The organism is Neisseria sicca (assembly GCF_003044565.1).
GTDB classification, from domain to species: Bacteria; Pseudomonadota; Gammaproteobacteria; order Burkholderiales; family Neisseriaceae; genus Neisseria; species Neisseria sicca_A.
The window spans coordinates 44,323-61,370 of record NZ_POXG01000008.1 but is presented as its reverse complement, the minus strand read 5'-3'; the positions used below and the strand labels follow the sequence as shown (position 1 = coordinate 61,370).

Annotated in this window: 18 protein-coding genes and 1 pseudogene; 16 read left to right on the top strand and 3 right to left on the bottom strand. The window is 50.8% G+C overall.

Features of this window, described 5'->3' with window-relative positions; all coding sequences use genetic code 11:
• Window position 1 precedes the first annotated feature (1 nt).
• Window positions 2–1,180, bottom strand: coding sequence for a phosphoglycerate kinase (locus DBZ16_RS12965; protein ID WP_070498560.1), 1,179 nt, complete (start codon window positions 1,178–1,180; stop codon window positions 2–4).
• Between the two features lie 392 nt (window positions 1,181–1,572).
• Between DBZ16_RS12965 and DBZ16_RS12960 the strand changes: the two genes are divergently transcribed.
• Entirely contained in the window at window positions 1,573–3,225 is a 1,653-nt protein-coding gene (locus DBZ16_RS12960; protein ID WP_107814288.1) for an ArnT family glycosyltransferase, read from the top strand.
• Window positions 3,226–3,413: 188 nt separating this feature from the next.
• On the opposite strand, the gene DBZ16_RS12955 is transcribed toward DBZ16_RS12960, so the two are convergent.
• The gene (locus DBZ16_RS12955; RefSeq protein WP_003779990.1) at window positions 3,414–4,397 is read right to left on the bottom strand and encodes a porin; all 984 of its coding nucleotides are present in this window, start codon (window positions 4,395–4,397) and stop codon (window positions 3,414–3,416) included.
• A gap of 313 nt (window positions 4,398–4,710) precedes the next feature.
• Here DBZ16_RS12955 and DBZ16_RS12950 point away from each other — a divergent pair, with 313 nt between their 5' ends.
• Both DBZ16_RS12950 and DBZ16_RS12940 read left to right on the top strand, forming a co-directional pair.
• Complete coding sequence (locus DBZ16_RS12950; RefSeq protein ID WP_009312660.1) at window positions 4,711–6,336, top strand: peptide ABC transporter substrate-binding protein; 1,626 nt, start codon at window positions 4,711–4,713, stop codon at window positions 6,334–6,336.
• Window positions 6,337–6,585: 249 nt separating this feature from the next.
• Entirely contained in the window at window positions 6,586–8,382 is a 1,797-nt protein-coding gene (locus DBZ16_RS12940) for an aminopeptidase P family protein (protein ID WP_107814287.1), read from the top strand.
• Window positions 8,383–8,470: 88 nt separating this feature from the next.
• Here DBZ16_RS12940 and DBZ16_RS12935 read toward each other — a convergent pair whose 3' ends face one another.
• A complete protein-coding gene (locus DBZ16_RS12935) occupies window positions 8,471–8,815 on the bottom strand; it encodes a hypothetical protein (protein WP_159070333.1) in 345 nt (114 codons plus the stop codon).
• Here DBZ16_RS12935 and oppB point away from each other — a divergent pair.
• The 13 genes and pseudogenes from oppB to DBZ16_RS12880 all read left to right on the top strand — a co-directional run bounded on the left by oppB (window position 8,799) and on the right by DBZ16_RS12880 (window position 17,028).
• On the top strand, window positions 8,799–9,719 hold the full coding sequence (gene oppB / locus DBZ16_RS12930) for an oligopeptide ABC transporter permease OppB (protein WP_107814285.1): 921 nt from the start codon (window positions 8,799–8,801) through the stop codon (window positions 9,717–9,719). The genes DBZ16_RS12935 and oppB overlap by 17 nt on opposite strands.
• A 72-nt stretch (window positions 9,720–9,791) precedes the next feature.
• The gene (oppC, locus tag DBZ16_RS12925; protein ID WP_049231158.1) at window positions 9,792–10,700 is read left to right on the top strand and encodes an oligopeptide ABC transporter permease OppC; all 909 of its coding nucleotides are present in this window, start codon (window positions 9,792–9,794) and stop codon (window positions 10,698–10,700) included.
• A gap of 22 nt (window positions 10,701–10,722) precedes the next feature.
• On the top strand, window positions 10,723–12,327 hold the full coding sequence (locus tag DBZ16_RS12920) for an ABC transporter ATP-binding protein (protein ID WP_107814284.1): 1,605 nt from the start codon (window positions 10,723–10,725) through the stop codon (window positions 12,325–12,327).
• 401 nt (window positions 12,328–12,728) lie between these two features.
• Entirely contained in the window at window positions 12,729–13,202 is a 474-nt protein-coding gene (locus DBZ16_RS12915; RefSeq protein WP_107814283.1) for a hypothetical protein, read from the top strand.
• Between the two features lie 105 nt (window positions 13,203–13,307).
• A complete protein-coding gene (locus DBZ16_RS12910) occupies window positions 13,308–13,904 on the top strand; it encodes a hypothetical protein (RefSeq protein ID WP_107814282.1) in 597 nt (198 codons plus the stop codon).
• 89 nt (window positions 13,905–13,993) lie between these two features.
• Complete coding sequence (locus DBZ16_RS12905) at window positions 13,994–14,428, top strand: hypothetical protein (protein ID WP_107814281.1); 435 nt, start codon at window positions 13,994–13,996, stop codon at window positions 14,426–14,428.
• 131 nt (window positions 14,429–14,559) lie between these two features.
• Window positions 14,560–14,706: a hypothetical protein gene (locus DBZ16_RS15255; RefSeq protein ID WP_159070332.1), complete on the top strand. Its 147-nt coding sequence runs from the start codon at window positions 14,560–14,562 to the stop codon at window positions 14,704–14,706.
• Window positions 14,707–14,729: 23 nt separating this feature from the next.
• A complete protein-coding gene (locus DBZ16_RS12900) occupies window positions 14,730–15,083 on the top strand; it encodes a hypothetical protein (protein ID WP_036493024.1) in 354 nt (117 codons plus the stop codon).
• 23 nt (window positions 15,084–15,106) lie between these two features.
• Complete coding sequence (locus tag DBZ16_RS12895) at window positions 15,107–15,442, top strand: DUF6402 family protein (protein ID WP_276308316.1); 336 nt, start codon at window positions 15,107–15,109, stop codon at window positions 15,440–15,442.
• A gap of 5 nt (window positions 15,443–15,447) precedes the next feature.
• Window positions 15,448–15,525 (top strand): annotated as a pseudogene (locus DBZ16_RS16755) (hypothetical protein); the annotation flags it as partial.
• A 12-nt stretch (window positions 15,526–15,537) separates the two neighbouring features.
• Complete coding sequence (locus DBZ16_RS12890; RefSeq protein WP_107814280.1) at window positions 15,538–16,131, top strand: hypothetical protein; 594 nt, start codon at window positions 15,538–15,540, stop codon at window positions 16,129–16,131.
• A gap of 47 nt (window positions 16,132–16,178) precedes the next feature.
• A complete protein-coding gene (locus DBZ16_RS15250) occupies window positions 16,179–16,634 on the top strand; it encodes a hypothetical protein (protein ID WP_159070331.1) in 456 nt (151 codons plus the stop codon).
• Window positions 16,635–16,809: 175 nt separating this feature from the next.
• A complete protein-coding gene (locus tag DBZ16_RS12880) occupies window positions 16,810–17,028 on the top strand; it encodes a hypothetical protein (RefSeq protein ID WP_107814278.1) in 219 nt (72 codons plus the stop codon).
• Window positions 17,029–17,048: the final 20 nt, after the last annotated feature.

Genomic DNA, 17,048 nt, shown 5'->3' with positions numbered 1-17,048 from the left:
CTTACGCGCCGCGTTTTTCCAAAGCGGCTACGGCGGGCAGCTCTTTGCCTTCCAAGAATTCGAGGAACGCGCCGCCGCCGGTGGAGATGTAGCCGATTTGGTCGGTAACGCCGAATTTGGCAATCGCCGCCAGCGTGTCGCCGCCGCCAGCAATCGAGAAGGCTTTGCTTTGGGCGATGGCGTTTGCCAATTCTTTCGTGCCGCCTGCGAACTGGTCAAACTCAAACACGCCGACCGGACCGTTCCACACCACCGTGCCGGCGGCTTTGAGCAACTCGGCAAGCGCGGCGGCGGATTTCGGACCGATGTCCAAAATCATATCGTCTTCGGCAACGTCGGCAATGTCTTTGACGACCGCTTCGGCATCGGCGGCAAAGGTTTTGGCAACGACGACATCGGTCGGCAGCGGTACGGAGCCGCCTTTTGCCGCCATTTTCGCCATGATTTTTTTGGATTCTTCCACCAAATCATGTTCCGCCAGCGATTTGCCGATGGCTTTGCCTTCCGCCAACAGGAAGGTGTTGGCGATGCCGCCGCCGACGATGAGTTGGTCGACTTTGTCCGCCAGCGATTCGAGGATGGTCAGTTTGGTGGACACTTTACTGCCGGCGACAATCGCCACCATCGGGCGCGCGGGCTGTTTCAGGGCTTTGCCCAAAGCGTCGAGTTCGCCCGCCATCAATACGCCGGCGCAGGCAACGGGCGCGGCTTGGGCGACAGCTTCGGTCGAGGCTTGGGCGCGGTGGGCAGTGCCGAACGCGTCGTTGACGAATACGTCGCACAAGGCGGCATAGGCTTTGCCCAGTTCCAAATCGTTTTTCTTCTCGCCCTTGTTGATGCGCACGTTTTGCAGCATGACGACATCGCCCGCGTTCAGGGCGGGTTTGTTTTCACGCCAGTCGTTCAATACTTTCACGTCTTTGCCCAACAGGCCGCCCAAGTGCGCGGCAACGGGCGCGACATCGTCTTCAGGATGGAACTCGCCTTCGGTCGGGCGGCCCAAGTGGGTCATCACGATAACGGACGCGCCGTTGTCCAAGCAGTATTTGATGGACGCGAGCGAGGCGCGGATACGGGTGTCGTCGCTGATTTTGCCGTCTTTGAACGGCACGTTCATATCGGCGCGGATGAGGACGGTTTTGCCCTGCACGTTTTGTTCGGTCAGTTTCAGAAATGCCATGATGTATCCTTTGTGAAAATTGGAAACGGAAATGGGAATGTTCTCAATTATCCGCGAACGGGGCGTATCGGTAAAGGCGGGATTTGCCTGCGCTTGATTTGCGTCAGCGGCAGCGTCGATATAAGGTCGTCTGAAAACGTGGTTTGTATGCAGTATAGTGGATTAACTTTAAACCAGTACGGCGTTGCCTCGCCTTAGCTCAAAGAGAACGATTCTCTAAGGTGCTGAAGCACCAAGTGAATCGGTTCCGTACTATCTGTACTGTCTGCGGCTTCGTCGCCTTGTCCTGATTTAAAGTTAATCCACTATAAAAAACCAAATCCTTCCTTTCAGACGACCTCTCGCCGAATCTTTGCTAAACTACACGAAAATACGTTCACATCCTCAAAACTATGCTCACTTACACCCCGCCAGACCCACGCCAACCTGCCAAAACCCATGAAAAACCCTGGCTCTTACTGCTGATGGCATTTGCCTGGCTGTGGTCGGGCGTGTTTTCGCACGACTTGTGGAACCCCGCCGAACCCGCTGTCTTTACCGCCGTCGAAGCCTTAGACGCAGGTGCGACGCCGTTGGTTGCCCATGTGTTAGGGCAGCCGGATTTTCAGATTCCGCCCGTCTATTTGTGGGTGGCGGCGGCGTTCAAACACCTATTGTCGCCTTGGGCGGCGGATTCTTATGATGCCGCGCGTTTTGCGGGCGTTTTCTTCACGATTATCGGACTGACCGCCTGCGGTTTTGCCGGATTCAACTTTTTGGGCAGACACCACGGACGCAGCGTCGTCCTCATCTTGATCGGCAGCATCGGACTGCTCTCGGTCGCACACTTCCTCAACCCCGCTTCCGCCGCTTTTGCCGCATCGGGCATGATATTGTGCGGCTTTTCATTGGCGCAACGCCGCGTCATTACCGCCTCGCTGCTGCTGGGCGGCGGCTGGGCGTTGCTGTCGCTTTCATCGGGCTATCTGATGACCGCCGCGCTGATGTTTTTAGCACCCGCCCTGTTGCTCGATGCGCAATGGCGCGTCAAACGTTATTACCTGACGCTGGTCGGCGCGTTTGCCATCGGACTGCCGCTGTTGACGGTTTACCCGCTCATCTTCTCCAGAATACAGCCCGAACTCTTTTCCTTCTGGCTGCAACATCATTCGCTCGGCGCATTCGGTGGTTTGGGTGGTTTTCAGACGACCTTCAGCCTGTTCTATTACCTGAAAAACCTGCTCTGGTTCACGCTGCCCGCGTGGCCGCTCGCCGCATGGACGTTAAGCCGCCCCCGCATACGCGAAAAAAACTGGAGCGTATTGTGCATTTCGTGGTTCCTCATCGTCCTCAGCATTCTTGCCGTCAGCCCGCAACGCCTGCAAGACAACCTCGTTTGGCTGCTGCCCCCGCTTGCCCTGCTCGGCGCGGCGCAACTGGACGGACTGCGGCGCGGCGCGGCGGCGTTTATCAACTGGTTCGGCGTCATGGCGTTCGGACTTTTCGCCATCTTCCTGTGGACGGGCTTCTTCGCCATGAACTACGGCTGGCCTGCCAAACTCGCCGAACGCGCCGCCTATTTCAGCCCGTATTACACGCCCGACATCGACCCGATACCGATGGCGGTCGCCCTGTTGTTTACCCCGCTGTGGCTGTGGGCGATTACCCGCAAAAACATCCGCGGCAGACAGGCAGTGACCAACTGGGCGGCAGGCGTTACGCTGGCATGGGCATTGCTGATGACCCTGTTCCTGCCGTGGCTCGACGCCGCCAAAAGCCACGCGCCCGTCGTCCTCCAAATGGAAGCCGCCCTCTCTCCCGAACTGAAACAACGGCTTTCAGACGACCTAGAATGTATCAGCATCGCCAACGAAGACCACCGCGCCCGTATCGCTTGGGCGCAATACAGCAACTTGAAACCCCATATCGACGACGCTGCCTGCCGCTACCGTCTGGTGCAGCAGCCTAAAAACACCGACGCACCGCCGGGCTGGACGAAAATCTGGCAGGGCGCGCGCCCGAGAAACAAAGCGGAAGGCTTCGCCTTACTGGAGAAAGCGGAATAACTCTGCCATACACATGAATGACAAACGTCGTCTGAAAATCAGTTTCAGACGACGTTTTTTCATGAGGGTTTGAATATCGGAAGCATCGTTTGCAAGAATGCGTCTGACAGGTATTTGATAAACACAAAGGTCGTCTGAAAAACCCATATTCAGGTTTTCAGACGACCTTTTATGCTTCAAATCCCGCGTTATTGCAGACTGTGTTCCAATGACACGCCTGCCGCCCAGCCGGTTTTGGGGTCTTTGCTTTCTTTGACTACGCCTGAGTTGAACGAGAGAGTCGTGCGTTTGGAGAATTTGTATTCGGTGTTGAACGCGAGCTGTTTGTAGTTCTTGCCGGTATCGGAGCGGCCGTAGGCGACGCCGAGTTTCGGGGTGATGTTGCCCATGGTGTAGCCGGCGGTCACTTGGAAATCGCGGGTGTTGGTATTGGTTTTGGTTTCGTCTTCCCAGTGGAATTTGTCGGCGACATTGCGGGCGTACATCATGCCGGCGGCGAGGTAGAGGTTGTCTTTGTCGTAGCCGACTTTCATGGAATGAACCTGTCTGTCTTTCGTATCGTCAGGCGAACCGTTGCGGGCGTATTCGAGGGCGTAGTGGGCGTTGAAGCCGTTGGTCGGGTGTTTGTAGTGCAAGCCTACGCCCGCCATCCAGTCGCCGTTGCGTTTCCTGTCTTTGTATTTGTTGGCACCGGGCGCGATTTGGACGCGGTAGTTGAAGCCGTTGTCGAAGGTTTTGGATTCGTAGTTCAGGGCGATTTCACGGCCGCCGAAACGGGTCATACGCCCCATGGTTTGGGTGTGGTTGTTGCCGTTGAACGCGTCTTGTTCGCCGGTCAGGTAGTGCATGGGGGTACTGAGCCAGCCGGCGCGGACGGTACCGAAATCGCCGCGCAAACCGATATAGGAGTCGTCCGTACTCCAGCCGTTGTAGTCGAAGGCGACGAATGAATTGACGCCGTAGATGAGCTTGAGGTCTTTGTCGAGTTTTTCACTGCCCATAATCCAGATGCGGCTGTTGTTGTCGGATATATCGGTAGCGGATTGGCCTTTGCCGTTGCGTTCGTGCTCGATGGAGGTAAATATCCGTCCGCCGATTTTGGCTTCATTGTCGGATGCCAAAGCGGGAACGGCAAGCGGGACGGCAACCGCAATCATCAGCAACTTCTTCATTTTATTCTCCTTTTGTTTGATTTTTCTGAACTTTTGTTTCGACAGGGTTTTATACTATTTTAGGCGTGCAAAAAAATCAATATTTTTGTAATCGCTTGTAACTTTTATTTTCAAAAATGTTTTTTATGGCGTTTTTTTGTGTTATCTTGCAAACCAATTCCAAGAACAGGCGGATTATTTCAGATATTTATAGAGAATAAATCTTTTTATCCGCCTAAATTCAGAATATTTCCCTATTTTGTAGTCGTATGTAATTTTTTTATTTCTGCAAGACTCAAACCTGAGGGGAGATAAGGAAAAGAGGAGAAACAACGTGCTGCCGACCAAACTTTATTCCGTATCGGCTTTATCGCTTGCCGTGGTGCTTGCGCTGTCGGCGTGTCATCGCGAAGTCAAGCCCGCGCCCGAATTCAAACGCAGCGAATACAATAAAATCGTCATCAGCAACGCAGTCGAACCGAGTACGCTCGACCCGCAAAAAAGCTCGGATATGGCGGCGGGCGCGATTATCCGTCAGATGATGGACGGCTTGGTCAGTACGGATGCCGAAGGCAAAACCATTCCCGCGTTGGCGTTGAAATGGGAGCCGTCGGACGAAGGGCGCGTTTGGACGTTCCACCTGCGCGATGCGAAATGGAGCAACGGCGACCCGATTACCGCCGAAGATTTCGTTTACAGCTTCCGCCGCCTCGCCGATCCCGAAGTCGCCGCGCCTAGCAGCAGCTATTTGGAAGATGCGAAAATACAGGGGGCGGCGGAAATCCTGCAAGGCAAGGCGAAGCCGGATACTTTGGGCGTCAAGGCTTTGGACGAGAAAACGCTGCAATTCACGCTCACCGCGCCTGTGCCGTATTTCCCCGACATGCTGATTCAGCAATTCACCTATCCCGTCCACCGCGCCACGGTCGAGAAATTCGGTGAAAAATGGACGCAGCCGGGCAATTATGTCTCCAGCGGCGCATACATCCTCAAAGAATGGCACGTCAACAGCCACATCACCATGGATAAAAACCCCGCTTATTACGACAGCAAAAAAGTATCCATCCCGCGGGCGGTGTTCCTCGCCAGCGGCAAAGAATACGACCGCTACCGCGCCGACGAAGTGGACGTTACCTACGGCATCCCTTCCGACCAGATTAAGATTGCCGAGAAAGAATTTCCCGGTCAGGTTCGGCGCGCGACTTTGCTGTGTTCTTGGTTTTTAGAGCCGAACTTGGAATCCGCCGAATTTAAAAATCCCAAAGTCCGCCGCGCGCTCAACCTGCTGACCGACCGCGCCATCATTACCAAGGTTGCCGCACGCGGCGACAAGGAAGCGTTCCAGCTTACCCCGCCGAATATGCAGGGCGGCGGCGAGTCTGCGCCTGCGTGGAAGCCGCTGAAACGCGAAGCGCGTATTGCCGAAGCAGAAAAACTCTTGCGCGAAGCGGGTTATAGCGAAGAGAAACCGTTCGAGTTCCAAATCGTCTATACCACCAGCGAGGCCGCCAAAAAACAAATCACCGCGCTGCAATCCATTTGGAAGGCGACCGTGCCGTTCGTTCGCCCCACGTTGATGAACGAAGAATGGAAAACCTTCTTGGACAAGCGCATGCAGGGCAATTTCAGCATGGCGTTCGCGGGTTGGTGTTCCGACTACAACGACCCTGCGGGCATGCTCAATATTTTCAAATCCAACAATCCGAACAACGCCTTCCATTACAAGAATCCCGAGTTTGACAAGCTGATGAACAGCACGCTCGAAGCGGGCATTTCCGCCGAAGAACGCGCTCGCCGCTACGTCAGCGCCGAGGCGATGCTGCAACGCGACGACGCCTTTATCCCGCTGTATCACCAAGTCAGCATCAATCTGGTGAAACCCGACATCCAAGGCTACTCCGACCGCGACCCGCTGAAAAACTATACTGTTAAGAATTGGTCGTTTGCACCCAAGAAGTGATTTGATAACATAGACACGTTTTTCAGACGACTTCCCTGTACATCAAGTTATAGTGGATTAACAAAAATCAGGACAAGGCGACGAAGCCGCAGACAGTACAGACAGTACGGAACCGATTCACTTGGTGCTTCAGCACCTTAGAGAATCGTTCTCTTTGAGCTAAGGCAAGGCAACGCCGTACTGGTTTAAAGTTAATCCACTATAAAAAGGTCGTCTGAAACCGCGAAACCCTATTGGAGAATCCCGTTCATGAATACCGTATCGAATTACCTGTCCGCATTGCGCGAAGCCATGAAGGCGCAAGGCTTGGACGCACTCGTCATCCCCTCCGCCGACCCCCATCTTTCCGAATACCTGCCCGCACACTGGCAGGCGCGCCGCGAATTGTCGGGCTTTACCGGCTCGGTCGGCACTTTCGTCATTACCGCCGATGAAGCGGGCGTGTGGGTGGACAGCCGCTATTGGGAGCAGGCGACCAAACAGCTTGCGGGCAGCGGCATCGAGCTGCAAAAAAGCGGGCAAGTTCCGCCGTATAACGAATGGCTCGCGGCAAACCTGCCCGAAAACGCCGCCGTCGGCATCCCTTCCGATATGGTGTCGCTCACCGGCAAACGCACTTTGGCGCAATCCCTGACCGCCAAAAACATCCGCATCGAACACCCCGACGACCTGCTAGACCGCGTATGGAGCAGCCGCCCAGCCATCCCCGCCGAAACCGTGTTCATCCACGACCCCGCCTACGTCTCCGAAACCGCCGCCGAGAAACTCGCCCGCGTGCGCGCCGTCATGGCGGAAAAAGGCGCGGATTACCACTTGGTTTCCTCGCTTGACGACATCGCTTGGCTGACCAACCTGCGCGGCAGCGACGTACCATTCAACCCTGTGTTCGTGTCCTTCCTGCTGATCGGCAAAGACAACGCCGTCCTGTTTACCGACCAAGGTCGTCTGAACGCCGAAGCCGCCGCCGCGCTGCAAACCGCCGGCATCACGGTCGAACCTTATGCCCAAGTTGCCGACAAACTCGCGCAAATCGGCGGCGCGCTGCTCATCGAACCGAACAAAACCGCCGTCAGTACGCTCGTGCGCCTGCCCGAAAGCGTGCGCCTGATCGAAGGCATCAACCCGTCCACCTTCTTCAAATCCGTCAAATCCGAAGCCGACATCGCCCACATCCGCGAAGCGATGGAACACGACGGCGCGGCGTTGTGCGGCTTCTTCGCCGAGTTTGAAGACATCATCGACAACGGCGGCAGCCTGACCGAAATCGACGTGGACACCATGCTCCACCGCCACCGCAGCGCACGTCCGGGCTTCATCTCATTGAGTTTCGACACCATCGCGGGCTTCAACGCCAATGCCGCCCTGCCGCATTACAGCGCAACGCCCGAAAGCCACAGCACCATCAGCGGCAACGGTCTGCTGCTCATCGACTCCGGCGCGCAATACAAAGGTGGCACGACCGACATCACCCGCGTCGTCCCCGTCGGCACACCGACCGCCGAACAAAAACGCGACAACACCCTCGTTCTCAAAGCCCATATCGCGCTTGCCGAAGCCGTGTTCCCTGAAAACATCCTCTCGCCGATGATAGACGCCATCTGCCGCAAACCCTTGTGGCAGGCGCAATGCGACTACGGTCATGGCACCGGACACGGTGTAGGCTATTTCCTCAACGTCCACGAAGGTCCGCAAGTCATCGCCTGCGCCGCCGTTCCCGGCCCGCAGCACGCCATGAAAAAAGGCATGGTTACCTCCATCGAACCCGGACTCTACCGTCCCGGCAAATGGGGCATCCGCATTGAGAACCTCGCCGCCAACCAAGCTGTTGCCAACCCGCAGGAAACCGAGTTCGGCAGCTTCCTCTACTTCGAAACCCTGACCCTCTGCCCCATCGACACCCGCCTGATGGACACCGCCATGATGACCGACGGCGAAATCGACTGGGTCAACCGCTACCACGCCGAAGTCCGCTACCGCCTCGAGCCGCTGACCGAAGGCGCGGCAAAAGCATGGCTGATCAAACGCACCGAACCGCTGGCGCGTTAACCGCAAAGGTCGTCTGAAAACGGCCGTAGCGTGGGCTCTGCCCACGAAAAACACCAGCAAAAGGTCGTCTGAAACCCCAAATCCCGTTTCAGACGACCTCCGAAACAAACATAAAACGCAGGCTGCCACCCGCAACCGCCACAATAAAAAAACCGTCCGAAACCCCATCCAAAGTGTTCAGACAACCATAAAAGCCGTAGCGTGGGCTTTGCCCACGAAAAGCATCAGCAAAAAGGTCGTCTGAAACCCAAAATCCCGTTTCAGACGACCATACATAAAAGCAAAAGCCCGCACACCCAAAAACCAAGGGCCTGACTACAAAGAAGAGAAACCATCCCAAGCGTCCGAACACCCGTTCAGACCGCCTTCCCGTATTCAGGCATATTCCGACCCACCAAGCCCCGAGCAGATACGATATGCTGAAATTCATCATCCGCCGCATACTTTCCGCCATCCCCACCATGCTGGTCCTGATTACCGTCTCATTCTTCCTGATGCGGCTCGCACCCGGCAGCCCCTTCACCGGCGACAAAAACGTACCGCCCGCCGTACTGGCCAACATCGAGGCCAAATACCACCTGAACGACCCGATGTACCTGCAATACTTCAACTATCTCAAACAACTCGCCCACGGCGACCTCGGCCCCTCGTTCAAATACAAAGACTACAACGTCAACGAATTGCTCTCCCAAGCCCTGCCGGTCTCCGTCGAACTGGGCGTGTACGCCTTCATCGTTTCCACCGTTTTGGGCGTACTCATGGGCACCATCGCCGCACTCAGGCGCAACACATGGGCGGACTACACCATCATGACCGCCGCCATGACCGGCATCGTCGTCCCCAGCTTCGTCAAAGCCCCCATCATGATTTTCATCTTCGCCATCACCCTCAAATGGCTGCCCGCCGGCGGCTGGAATGACGGCTCGTTGACCAGCCTCATCATGCCCGTCGCCGCCCTCTCCATCGGCTATGTCGCAGGCCTCGCCCGCATCACGCGCGGCGCGATGATAGAAGTGTTGAACAGCCCCTACATCCGCACCGCCCGCGCCAAAGGATTATCAATGAACAGCATCGTCCTGCGCCACGCCCTGCGTCCCGCCATGCTGCCCATCCTCTCCTATCTCGTTCCCGCCTTCGTCGGCATCATCACCGGCGCCATCGTCATCGAAAGCGTCTTCGGTCTGCCCGGCATCGGACAACTCTTCGTCAACGGCGCGCTCAACCGCGACTACGGCATGATCTTGGGGCTGACCATCCTCGTCGGCGTACTGACCATCGTCTTCAACGCCATACTCGACATCCTCTACGCCCTGATCGACCCCAAAATCCGCTATTAAAAGCAAAAAAGGTCGTCTGAAAACCGGTTTTGCCGTTTTCAGACGACCCCCGAACAAAAAACGGAGAACACCATGCTATTCAACAAGAAAAATTCCCGCGCCATAGCAGAAGCCGCCGAACAGGCACAAGTACACGGACGCAGCCTGTGGCAGGACGCATGGCGGCGTTTCAGCAACAACAAAGCCGCCCTGTGCAGCGTCTTCATCCTTGCCGCCATTATCCTCTTCGTTATCGCCGTCCCCTGGGTCAGCGCCTACACCTACGACCACACCGACTGGGACAACATGCAAATCCCGCCTTCCTTCGCCACCCGCCACTACTTCGGCACCGACCTGCTCGGACGCGACCTCTTTACCCGAGCCGCCGCCGGCGGACGCATTTCCCTGCTCATCGGCATCGCAGGCGCACTCGTCGCCGTCGTCATCGGCACGCTCTACGGCGCACTCGCAGGCTTTTTCGGCGGCAAACTCGACTCCGTCATGATGCGCCTGCTCGAAATCCTCAACGCCTTTCCGTTTATGTTTTTCGTCATCCTGTTGACCACCTTCTTCGGACGCAACCTCTTACTCATCTTCGTCGCCATCGGACTCGTCTCATGGCTGGACGTCGCCCGCATCGTCCGCGGACAAACCCTCAGCCTCAAACACAAAGAATTCGTCGAAGCCGCCCGCATCACAGGCGTATCCCGCCGCCGCATCGTTACCCGCCACATCATCCCCAACGTACTCGGCGTCGTCATGGTTTACGCCTCCCTGCTCGTCCCCGGCATGATCATGTTCGAATCCTTCCTCAGCTTCCTCGGATTGGGCGTACAAGAACCCAAAACCAGTTGGGGTTCCATGCTCCAAGAGGGCGCAGCCTCCATGGAAGCCGCCCCATGGCAGCTCCTCGTCCCCTGCTTCTTCCTCGTCGCCACCCTCTTCTGCTTCAACTTCATCGGCGACGGCCTGCGCGACGCACTCGACCCCAAAGACCGCTGACACACACAACGAGGACACACCCATGACCACCCCATTACTCACCGCCGAAAACCTCGACATCCGCTTCCAACTCCACGAAAAAACCGTCCACGCCGTGCGCAACATCAGCTTTCAAGTCGCCAAAGGCGAAACCCTCGCCCTCGTCGGCGAATCCGGTTCCGGCAAATCCGTTACCGCCATGTCCCTCATGCGCCTCCTGCCCGAAAATAGTACCCGTTACGGACAAGACTCGCGCATCACCTTCGACGGCACATCCATCCTCGATGCAGACGAAAAAACCCTCCGCAGCCTGCGCGGCGGACGCATCAGCTTCATCTTCCAAGAGCCCATGACCTCGCTGAATCCCTTCATGAAAATCGGTACCCAGCTCACAGAAGCCCTGCGCGTCCACAACAAAACCATCACCCGCAAAACCGCCCGCGAACGCATTCTCGACCTCCTCAACCGCGTCGGCATCCGCGAAGCAGAACGTCGTCTGAAACAATACCCCCACGAATTCTCAGGTGGCCAGCTCCAGCGCATCATGATCGCCATGGCGCTGCTCAACGACCCCGCCCTGCTCATCGCCGACGAACCCACCACCGCCCTTGACGTAACCATTCAAGCAGAAATCCTCGACCTCCTGCACGACCTCCAAAAACAAATGGGCATGGCGATTATCTTCATCACCCACGACCTCGGACTCGCAGAACACTACGCCGAAACCGTCTGCGTCATGAAAGACGGAGAAATCGTCGAGCGCGGCAAAATCAAACAAGTTTTCGCCAACCCGACCCACCCCTACACCGCCCAACTCATCCACTCCGTCCCCAAAGGCATGAAAGACCCCGTAGAAGGCAACCCGCCCGAGCTCATCCGTGCCGACGACATCAACGTCCACTTCACCCTCAAACACAACTTCTTCGGCAAACCCCTCAAAACCTTCCACGCCGTCAAAAACATCAGCCTCGCCATCCGCCAAGGCGAAACCCTCGGCATCGTCGGCGAGTCCGGTTCCGGCAAATCCACGCTCGGCAAAGCCATCATGCAAATGCTCCCCTACCAAGGCAGCATACACTTCGACAACAGCGACCTCGCCGCCCTCACCCCCGAACGCGCGCGCCAGCTCAAAGCCGAACGCCAAATGGTCTTCCAAGACCCCTACGGCTCACTCTCCCCCCGCCTCACCGTCGGCGAAATCATAGGCGAAGGCCTCACCGTCCACCGCCCCGAAATGACCAAAGCCCAGCGCACCGAACTCGTCCTCAAAGTCCTGGACGAAGTCTCCCTGCCCGCCGACGCGCTCAACCGCTACCCGCACGAATTCTCAGGCGGACAACGCCAACGCATCGCCATCGCCCGCGCCCTCATCCTGCGGCCCAAGTTCATCCTCCTCGACGAACCCACCTCCGCCCTCGACCGCTCCGTCCAAATCAAAGTCGTCGAACTGCTGCGCGGACTCCAAACCAAATACGGACTGACCTACATCTTCATCAGCCACGACCTCTCCGTTGTCCGCGCCGTCAGCGACAACGTCGCCGTCATGCAGCACGGAGAACTCGTCGAATACGGCAGCGCAGACCAAATCTTCCACCACCCGCAGAAAGACTACACCAAACGCCTCATCAACGCCGCCTTCGACCTCTAACCCAAGGTCGTCTGAAATCCAACGTAGCGTGGGCTCCGCCCACGAATCCCACAGATACCAAAAGGTCGTCTGAAAACCCACTTTCAGACGACCTTCTTTCATCCCCGCCCCATTCATCTCCCTCCCTTACAAAACCACCCATACAACATCTTTACCTCTTATCATCCGTTGTTTATCCTACTTGTCATTTTGACTTATATTCAGACTTTCATCATAAACCCATCCAAACCGTCATGGCTGACCGCTAATCCTACCCCGTTCTTTCGCCGCCATCGAAACCGCCAACCCCCAAGAACATTACCCAGCCAATAGCCGCAACCATGATAAACATGATGTTTATGCAAAAACTATTCGAAAACAGACAAACCTGCTTTTGCTATCTTATCCAGAGGAGTTAAAGAGTGTCGAAAGGTAAATATTTAATTTTTATCACAGTTCTATTTCTAACCTCATGTATCGTTTCTTTTAATGGTTATGAACTGCAACCTAAAAATTATGTGATCAACAAAGAATTTGATGAAGTTGTATTTGATATGGATTTTATCAATACAAAACAGGAAATGATAAATAATTTAAAAAAAACAAATCTACACCACGCCAATTGCGAAAGCAGCGAAAGAGTATATCTTGTAAAGTTATTGGGTTTTGTTGATTCGGAATCTAGTGATATAAAAAATATCCGGAGTGATAGTTTGACTGGAAGTGTACGATTATGCAGTAACGGAAAATCTCATAATTGCGTACAGGAAAAATTTAAACAAAAAAGATATACATTTAAATGTATAGCTGTGTTCTATGAAGGAATGGATCGTGGTTATCGATCCAAGCCTTTTGTCATCGACTTTGATACACGAACGCTTAAAAAAGAACTGTAATCCTAGATTGGGCTGAACCCAATATTTTTAGCGATTTGAAGGTGTCATTGCTCTACGTCCAACCTACTTACCAATCTACTTACCCTCTTTTTTAAAGGTTACATCATGAGATCTTTTATCATATCTATAATCCTGTTTTGTTCATCCGGCTTTTGCATCGCCCAGGAAATTCATCCCATTAAAAGTGATGGATCATGTGATGATCAGAATTACAAATTAAGCCTTTTCAAAACGAATGATGCTTTATTTTCGGCATCACACTGTATCACCATTCATAATGAAGAAATAGACGAAATCAACGGAATAGATGGAATAGAAGAAATAATCCATAACAGTATATTGGTTAATGGGAAAAAATATGAATTAAAAAGTTTTAGAAAAGAGGATAGTCCAAGTAGGAAAATCAACTTGGAAGCAGTGAGTGTGTATAAGGATAATCTCCATCCTCCATTGCTTATTATTCTATTTTCAGAGGAGTTTTGTTGTTACCCTCAACCTGAGGGTAAAGATTATACGATTCATTTATATAAAATTTATAAAGATGAAGAAAATAGTGAACTACAGATTATATCTGTAGACCATATTTTAGGTAAAAATGTTTCAGGATATGATGGTGGCTCTGATGTAAAAACGAAATTTAAATTAAAAAATATCAGGGAAATAAAAAAATATTTAAATAAGAAGAAAGCTCTTCTTAATTAACGTATTGAGTAAGTACAGATTGAGTTGAAATCCAAAATTGATAAAGGTCATCTGAGCCTTTTCAGACGACCTTCTTTTGAAGTGGAATCATGTTTAAAAAATTTGCTTTAATAACCATTTTGTTAACTATAATTTTTTCTTATTTTTATTTTAGATATAGCGCATATTGCCATTATAAAGAAAAGACTTTACCTAGCTATCAAGTTCCTAGCAATGGAGACCAATGTGAAAGGTTTAGCGTAAGTGAAAATAAAAAAATTGTTGTTTGTTTGGACAGTATAGGAAATTTTTTAAGCATAGACGGTCTCAACTCCGGTATCTATTTATATGATGACCAAGGTAAATTACTGTCTTTTTATTATCTCTATAATGAGGCTTGGCTAGGAATGCCATTAGACTTAAACTTAGATGAAGAAGGTATATTCGATTTAGGTCTATATGTTCAAGCAGAGTCCTTTTCTATAAACCCATCTATTTTCCATAAGATAGAAGCAAAATTTATTGATAATTTATGCCATAAATAAAATTTTAATCTATATTATTTTATATAATTCAATTACTTAAAAGGCAGGTGGAAATCTGCCGGTATTTTTATCCTTAAATAATATTGTTTCAATCCCCAATTGAAGTAGTTTTAAAATAATAGGCAAAGTTTATGAAAAAGAAAAAAATAGTGAAATGGTTTGGTTTCTTTATATTGATATTTGGGTTGGTTGAGTATTGGCGAATAACGGGGATGGGAGAAGAGATAAAAAATCTCTCTGTGAATTGCCAGATGCAAGAAAAAGGCATACTTGTTTAGAAAGTAAAAATAAGTTATAGATTATGAATAAAAAAATTTTAATGGTTTTATGTATCTTTTTATTATGTTTTTTTTATAAAAATCTCCACCCTAAGGTAACATATTTTTACTATAATGAAGGTAAGCGCACTAGTATTACCTTAATTAGGAGTGATGGTAGTAAGGAATACTTGCGTCCTTTTTTTACTAATAATGTAACTTTTTATTTTCCATTCGATTGGTCATCTGAGCCAGATGGTATTATTTTAATATCAAAACATGACACAGCTATCTTTTTAAAAGAAGATATAACCTTTTGTACCATGGAAATTTACCTGGATGAAAATCAGAAAATTTCCGATGTTAAACAATATGATGGACTTTGTATTAAACCGTAGATATTCAATATTTGTAAAGTGTATTGAAAGACGAATTTTTCGCCACTGTCGCAGGCTGTACTTTGGCAGCTGCCATCGGAAAATACCGCATGCCTGGAAATAAATTAATTGTAGAAAGCGTTTATCTCTATATCCGAGATACATTTGATTTTCTTAACGATAATGGCGGATATCAATACCTAGGGCATTGGAATCATACAGGATTTGATGTGTTTTATAGCCATCAGCTTTCAGATAAGAAAAATGAGATTATAGCAGCCTCAGCCTATATAGCAGCCCCCCTTCTCTTTTCGATTCCAAGCCGGAAGACCGTTTCTACCCAGTTAGGAACAGCCATTTCAACAAATGGCGAGATTTAAACAAACTAGGCGGGGATCTGCTGATATTTTCATCTTTGAAAAAATATCGTTGTAACCCTCCAATTGAAGTGGTTTTGAAATAATAGGCAAAATTTATGAAAAAGAAAAAAATAGTGAAATGGTTTGGTTTCTTTATATTGATATTTGGATTAGTTGAGTATTGGCGAATAACGGGGATGGGAGAAGAGATAAAAAATCTTTCCGTGAGCAGTGATTGTTACCAAAATAAATATTTAGTGAACTATCAAGAAGGTTCTTGTGGACTATATTTTATGCAAAATCCTGAAGCAATTTACCGAGAATTACGCTACAAAGATAACCCCGAATGTGAGTATTTATATCAACATAAAGTAGAACGTTTAGAACAAATAGAATTGGAAAAAAAGATTTTGGCAGATAATCGCAGAATTTTAAAGAATAGAAAAACTTTTGCCTGTACAGGATGGAACGGTTTTAGGACAGCAATCTTTATTGCCGATGAAAAGGATAATTTGCTCTACTATTATCGAGATACATTCCCATTTGGTACGGAATGGGTTCCTGAAAATTTTGCAAGACAATCTGTCAATGATGAATATATCGGCTGGAGTGGCGGACCTGACGGCGGTCCTGTTGCGCCACTTCATCCCAACCTCCTTCAACGCATAGATGCAAAAATTATCCAGTGGCTGGTTGAATTGTTTTATTGAGCAGAAAGAGCTCCTCCCCCTTTGAACCTTTGGTTTCCTAACCTATCATGAAAAAAATAATTTTCCTAATATTGCTTTGTGTGTTTCCCTTTGTGATACATGACTTCATTACTGAACAAAAGCGACAAATCGTCATCCATAATTCATCTCCTTATTGGCTGCAAATTAACGTTTCTAGAACGTATGAAAATCAAACTGAGGATGAAGCAATGAAAAATTACTGGGGTTTCAATTTAGAGAAGAATGAATCTTCCCCGATCTACTTCTCATATAATAAAAAAAATATTAATGAAACCCTCTATCTTGGTTTTTCTTTTTCCATGCCAGATAATGATGATGTATTCTATACAAATGAATCTGTACCAACTCCAAAGCAGAAGTTCATGGAAATTCATCGCGACTCAAGCGATTTCTGTGAGAGGCATATTTATATTGGAAGCAGTGGAGAGATAATCAAAGATGAAGTAATTAAGGGATTTTGCTTGGGGCGATTATTAAGTTAAATCCTTCATTATTTGAATCCTTGACTAAGTTTCAAGCAAGTACAGATTGAATTTATAAAGGTCGTCTGAAAAACTTCCATTCAGACGACCTTTCTACCGTTTATCCCATTTGCTTTACCGTTGATGCCATTCAAGTTACCATGCAAACCTCATTATCATCTTTAAATTCAACGCCATGACTGCCCGTCAATCCTACCATCTCACCTTCGCCCGTTTCTCCCCGTCCCTCTCCGTTCGTTCTTTCATCGCCTCTGAAGCCGCCAACACCGCCTACTGCGTCGAAATCACCGCCACCTCCACCGATTCCTCCCTGCCGCTGTCCTCCTACCTCAACCAACGCGCAGCGTTTGAAATTCGTCCGCAGGAAGCCGTATTGTCCGAATCCGAAAAGTAGGAATATATCGAAAGACACCT

Bases quoted from the DNA above. Each gene is read 5' to 3' on its own strand.
- DBZ16_RS12965 (WP_070498560.1), bottom strand. From the start codon at position 1,180: ATGGCATTTCTGAAACTGACCGAACAAAACGTGCAGGGCAAAACCGTC.
- DBZ16_RS12960 (WP_107814288.1), top strand. From the start codon at position 1,573: ATGCTCACTTACACCCCGCCAGACCCACGCCAACCTGCCAAAACCCAT.
- DBZ16_RS12955 (WP_003779990.1), bottom strand. From the start codon at position 4,397: ATGAAGAAGTTGCTGATGATTGCGGTTGCCGTCCCGCTTGCCGTTCCC.
- DBZ16_RS12940 (WP_107814287.1), top strand. From the start codon at position 6,586: ATGAATACCGTATCGAATTACCTGTCCGCATTGCGCGAAGCCATGAAG.
- oppB (WP_107814285.1), top strand. From the start codon at position 8,799: ATGCTGAAATTCATCATCCGCCGCATACTTTCCGCCATCCCCACCATG.
- DBZ16_RS12935 (WP_159070333.1), bottom strand. From the start codon at position 8,815: ATGATGAATTTCAGCATATCGTATCTGCTCGGGGCTTGGTGGGTCGGA.
- oppC (WP_049231158.1), top strand. From the start codon at position 9,792: ATGCTATTCAACAAGAAAAATTCCCGCGCCATAGCAGAAGCCGCCGAA.
- DBZ16_RS12920 (WP_107814284.1), top strand. From the start codon at position 10,723: ATGACCACCCCATTACTCACCGCCGAAAACCTCGACATCCGCTTCCAA.
- DBZ16_RS12910 (WP_107814282.1), top strand. From the start codon at position 13,308: ATGAGATCTTTTATCATATCTATAATCCTGTTTTGTTCATCCGGCTTT.
- DBZ16_RS12905 (WP_107814281.1), top strand. From the start codon at position 13,994: ATGTTTAAAAAATTTGCTTTAATAACCATTTTGTTAACTATAATTTTT.
- DBZ16_RS15255 (WP_159070332.1), top strand. From the start codon at position 14,560: ATGAAAAAGAAAAAAATAGTGAAATGGTTTGGTTTCTTTATATTGATA.
- DBZ16_RS12900 (WP_036493024.1), top strand. From the start codon at position 14,730: ATGAATAAAAAAATTTTAATGGTTTTATGTATCTTTTTATTATGTTTT.
- DBZ16_RS12890 (WP_107814280.1), top strand. From the start codon at position 15,538: ATGAAAAAGAAAAAAATAGTGAAATGGTTTGGTTTCTTTATATTGATA.
- DBZ16_RS15250 (WP_159070331.1), top strand. From the start codon at position 16,179: ATGAAAAAAATAATTTTCCTAATATTGCTTTGTGTGTTTCCCTTTGTG.
- DBZ16_RS12880 (WP_107814278.1), top strand. From the start codon at position 16,810: ATGACTGCCCGTCAATCCTACCATCTCACCTTCGCCCGTTTCTCCCCG.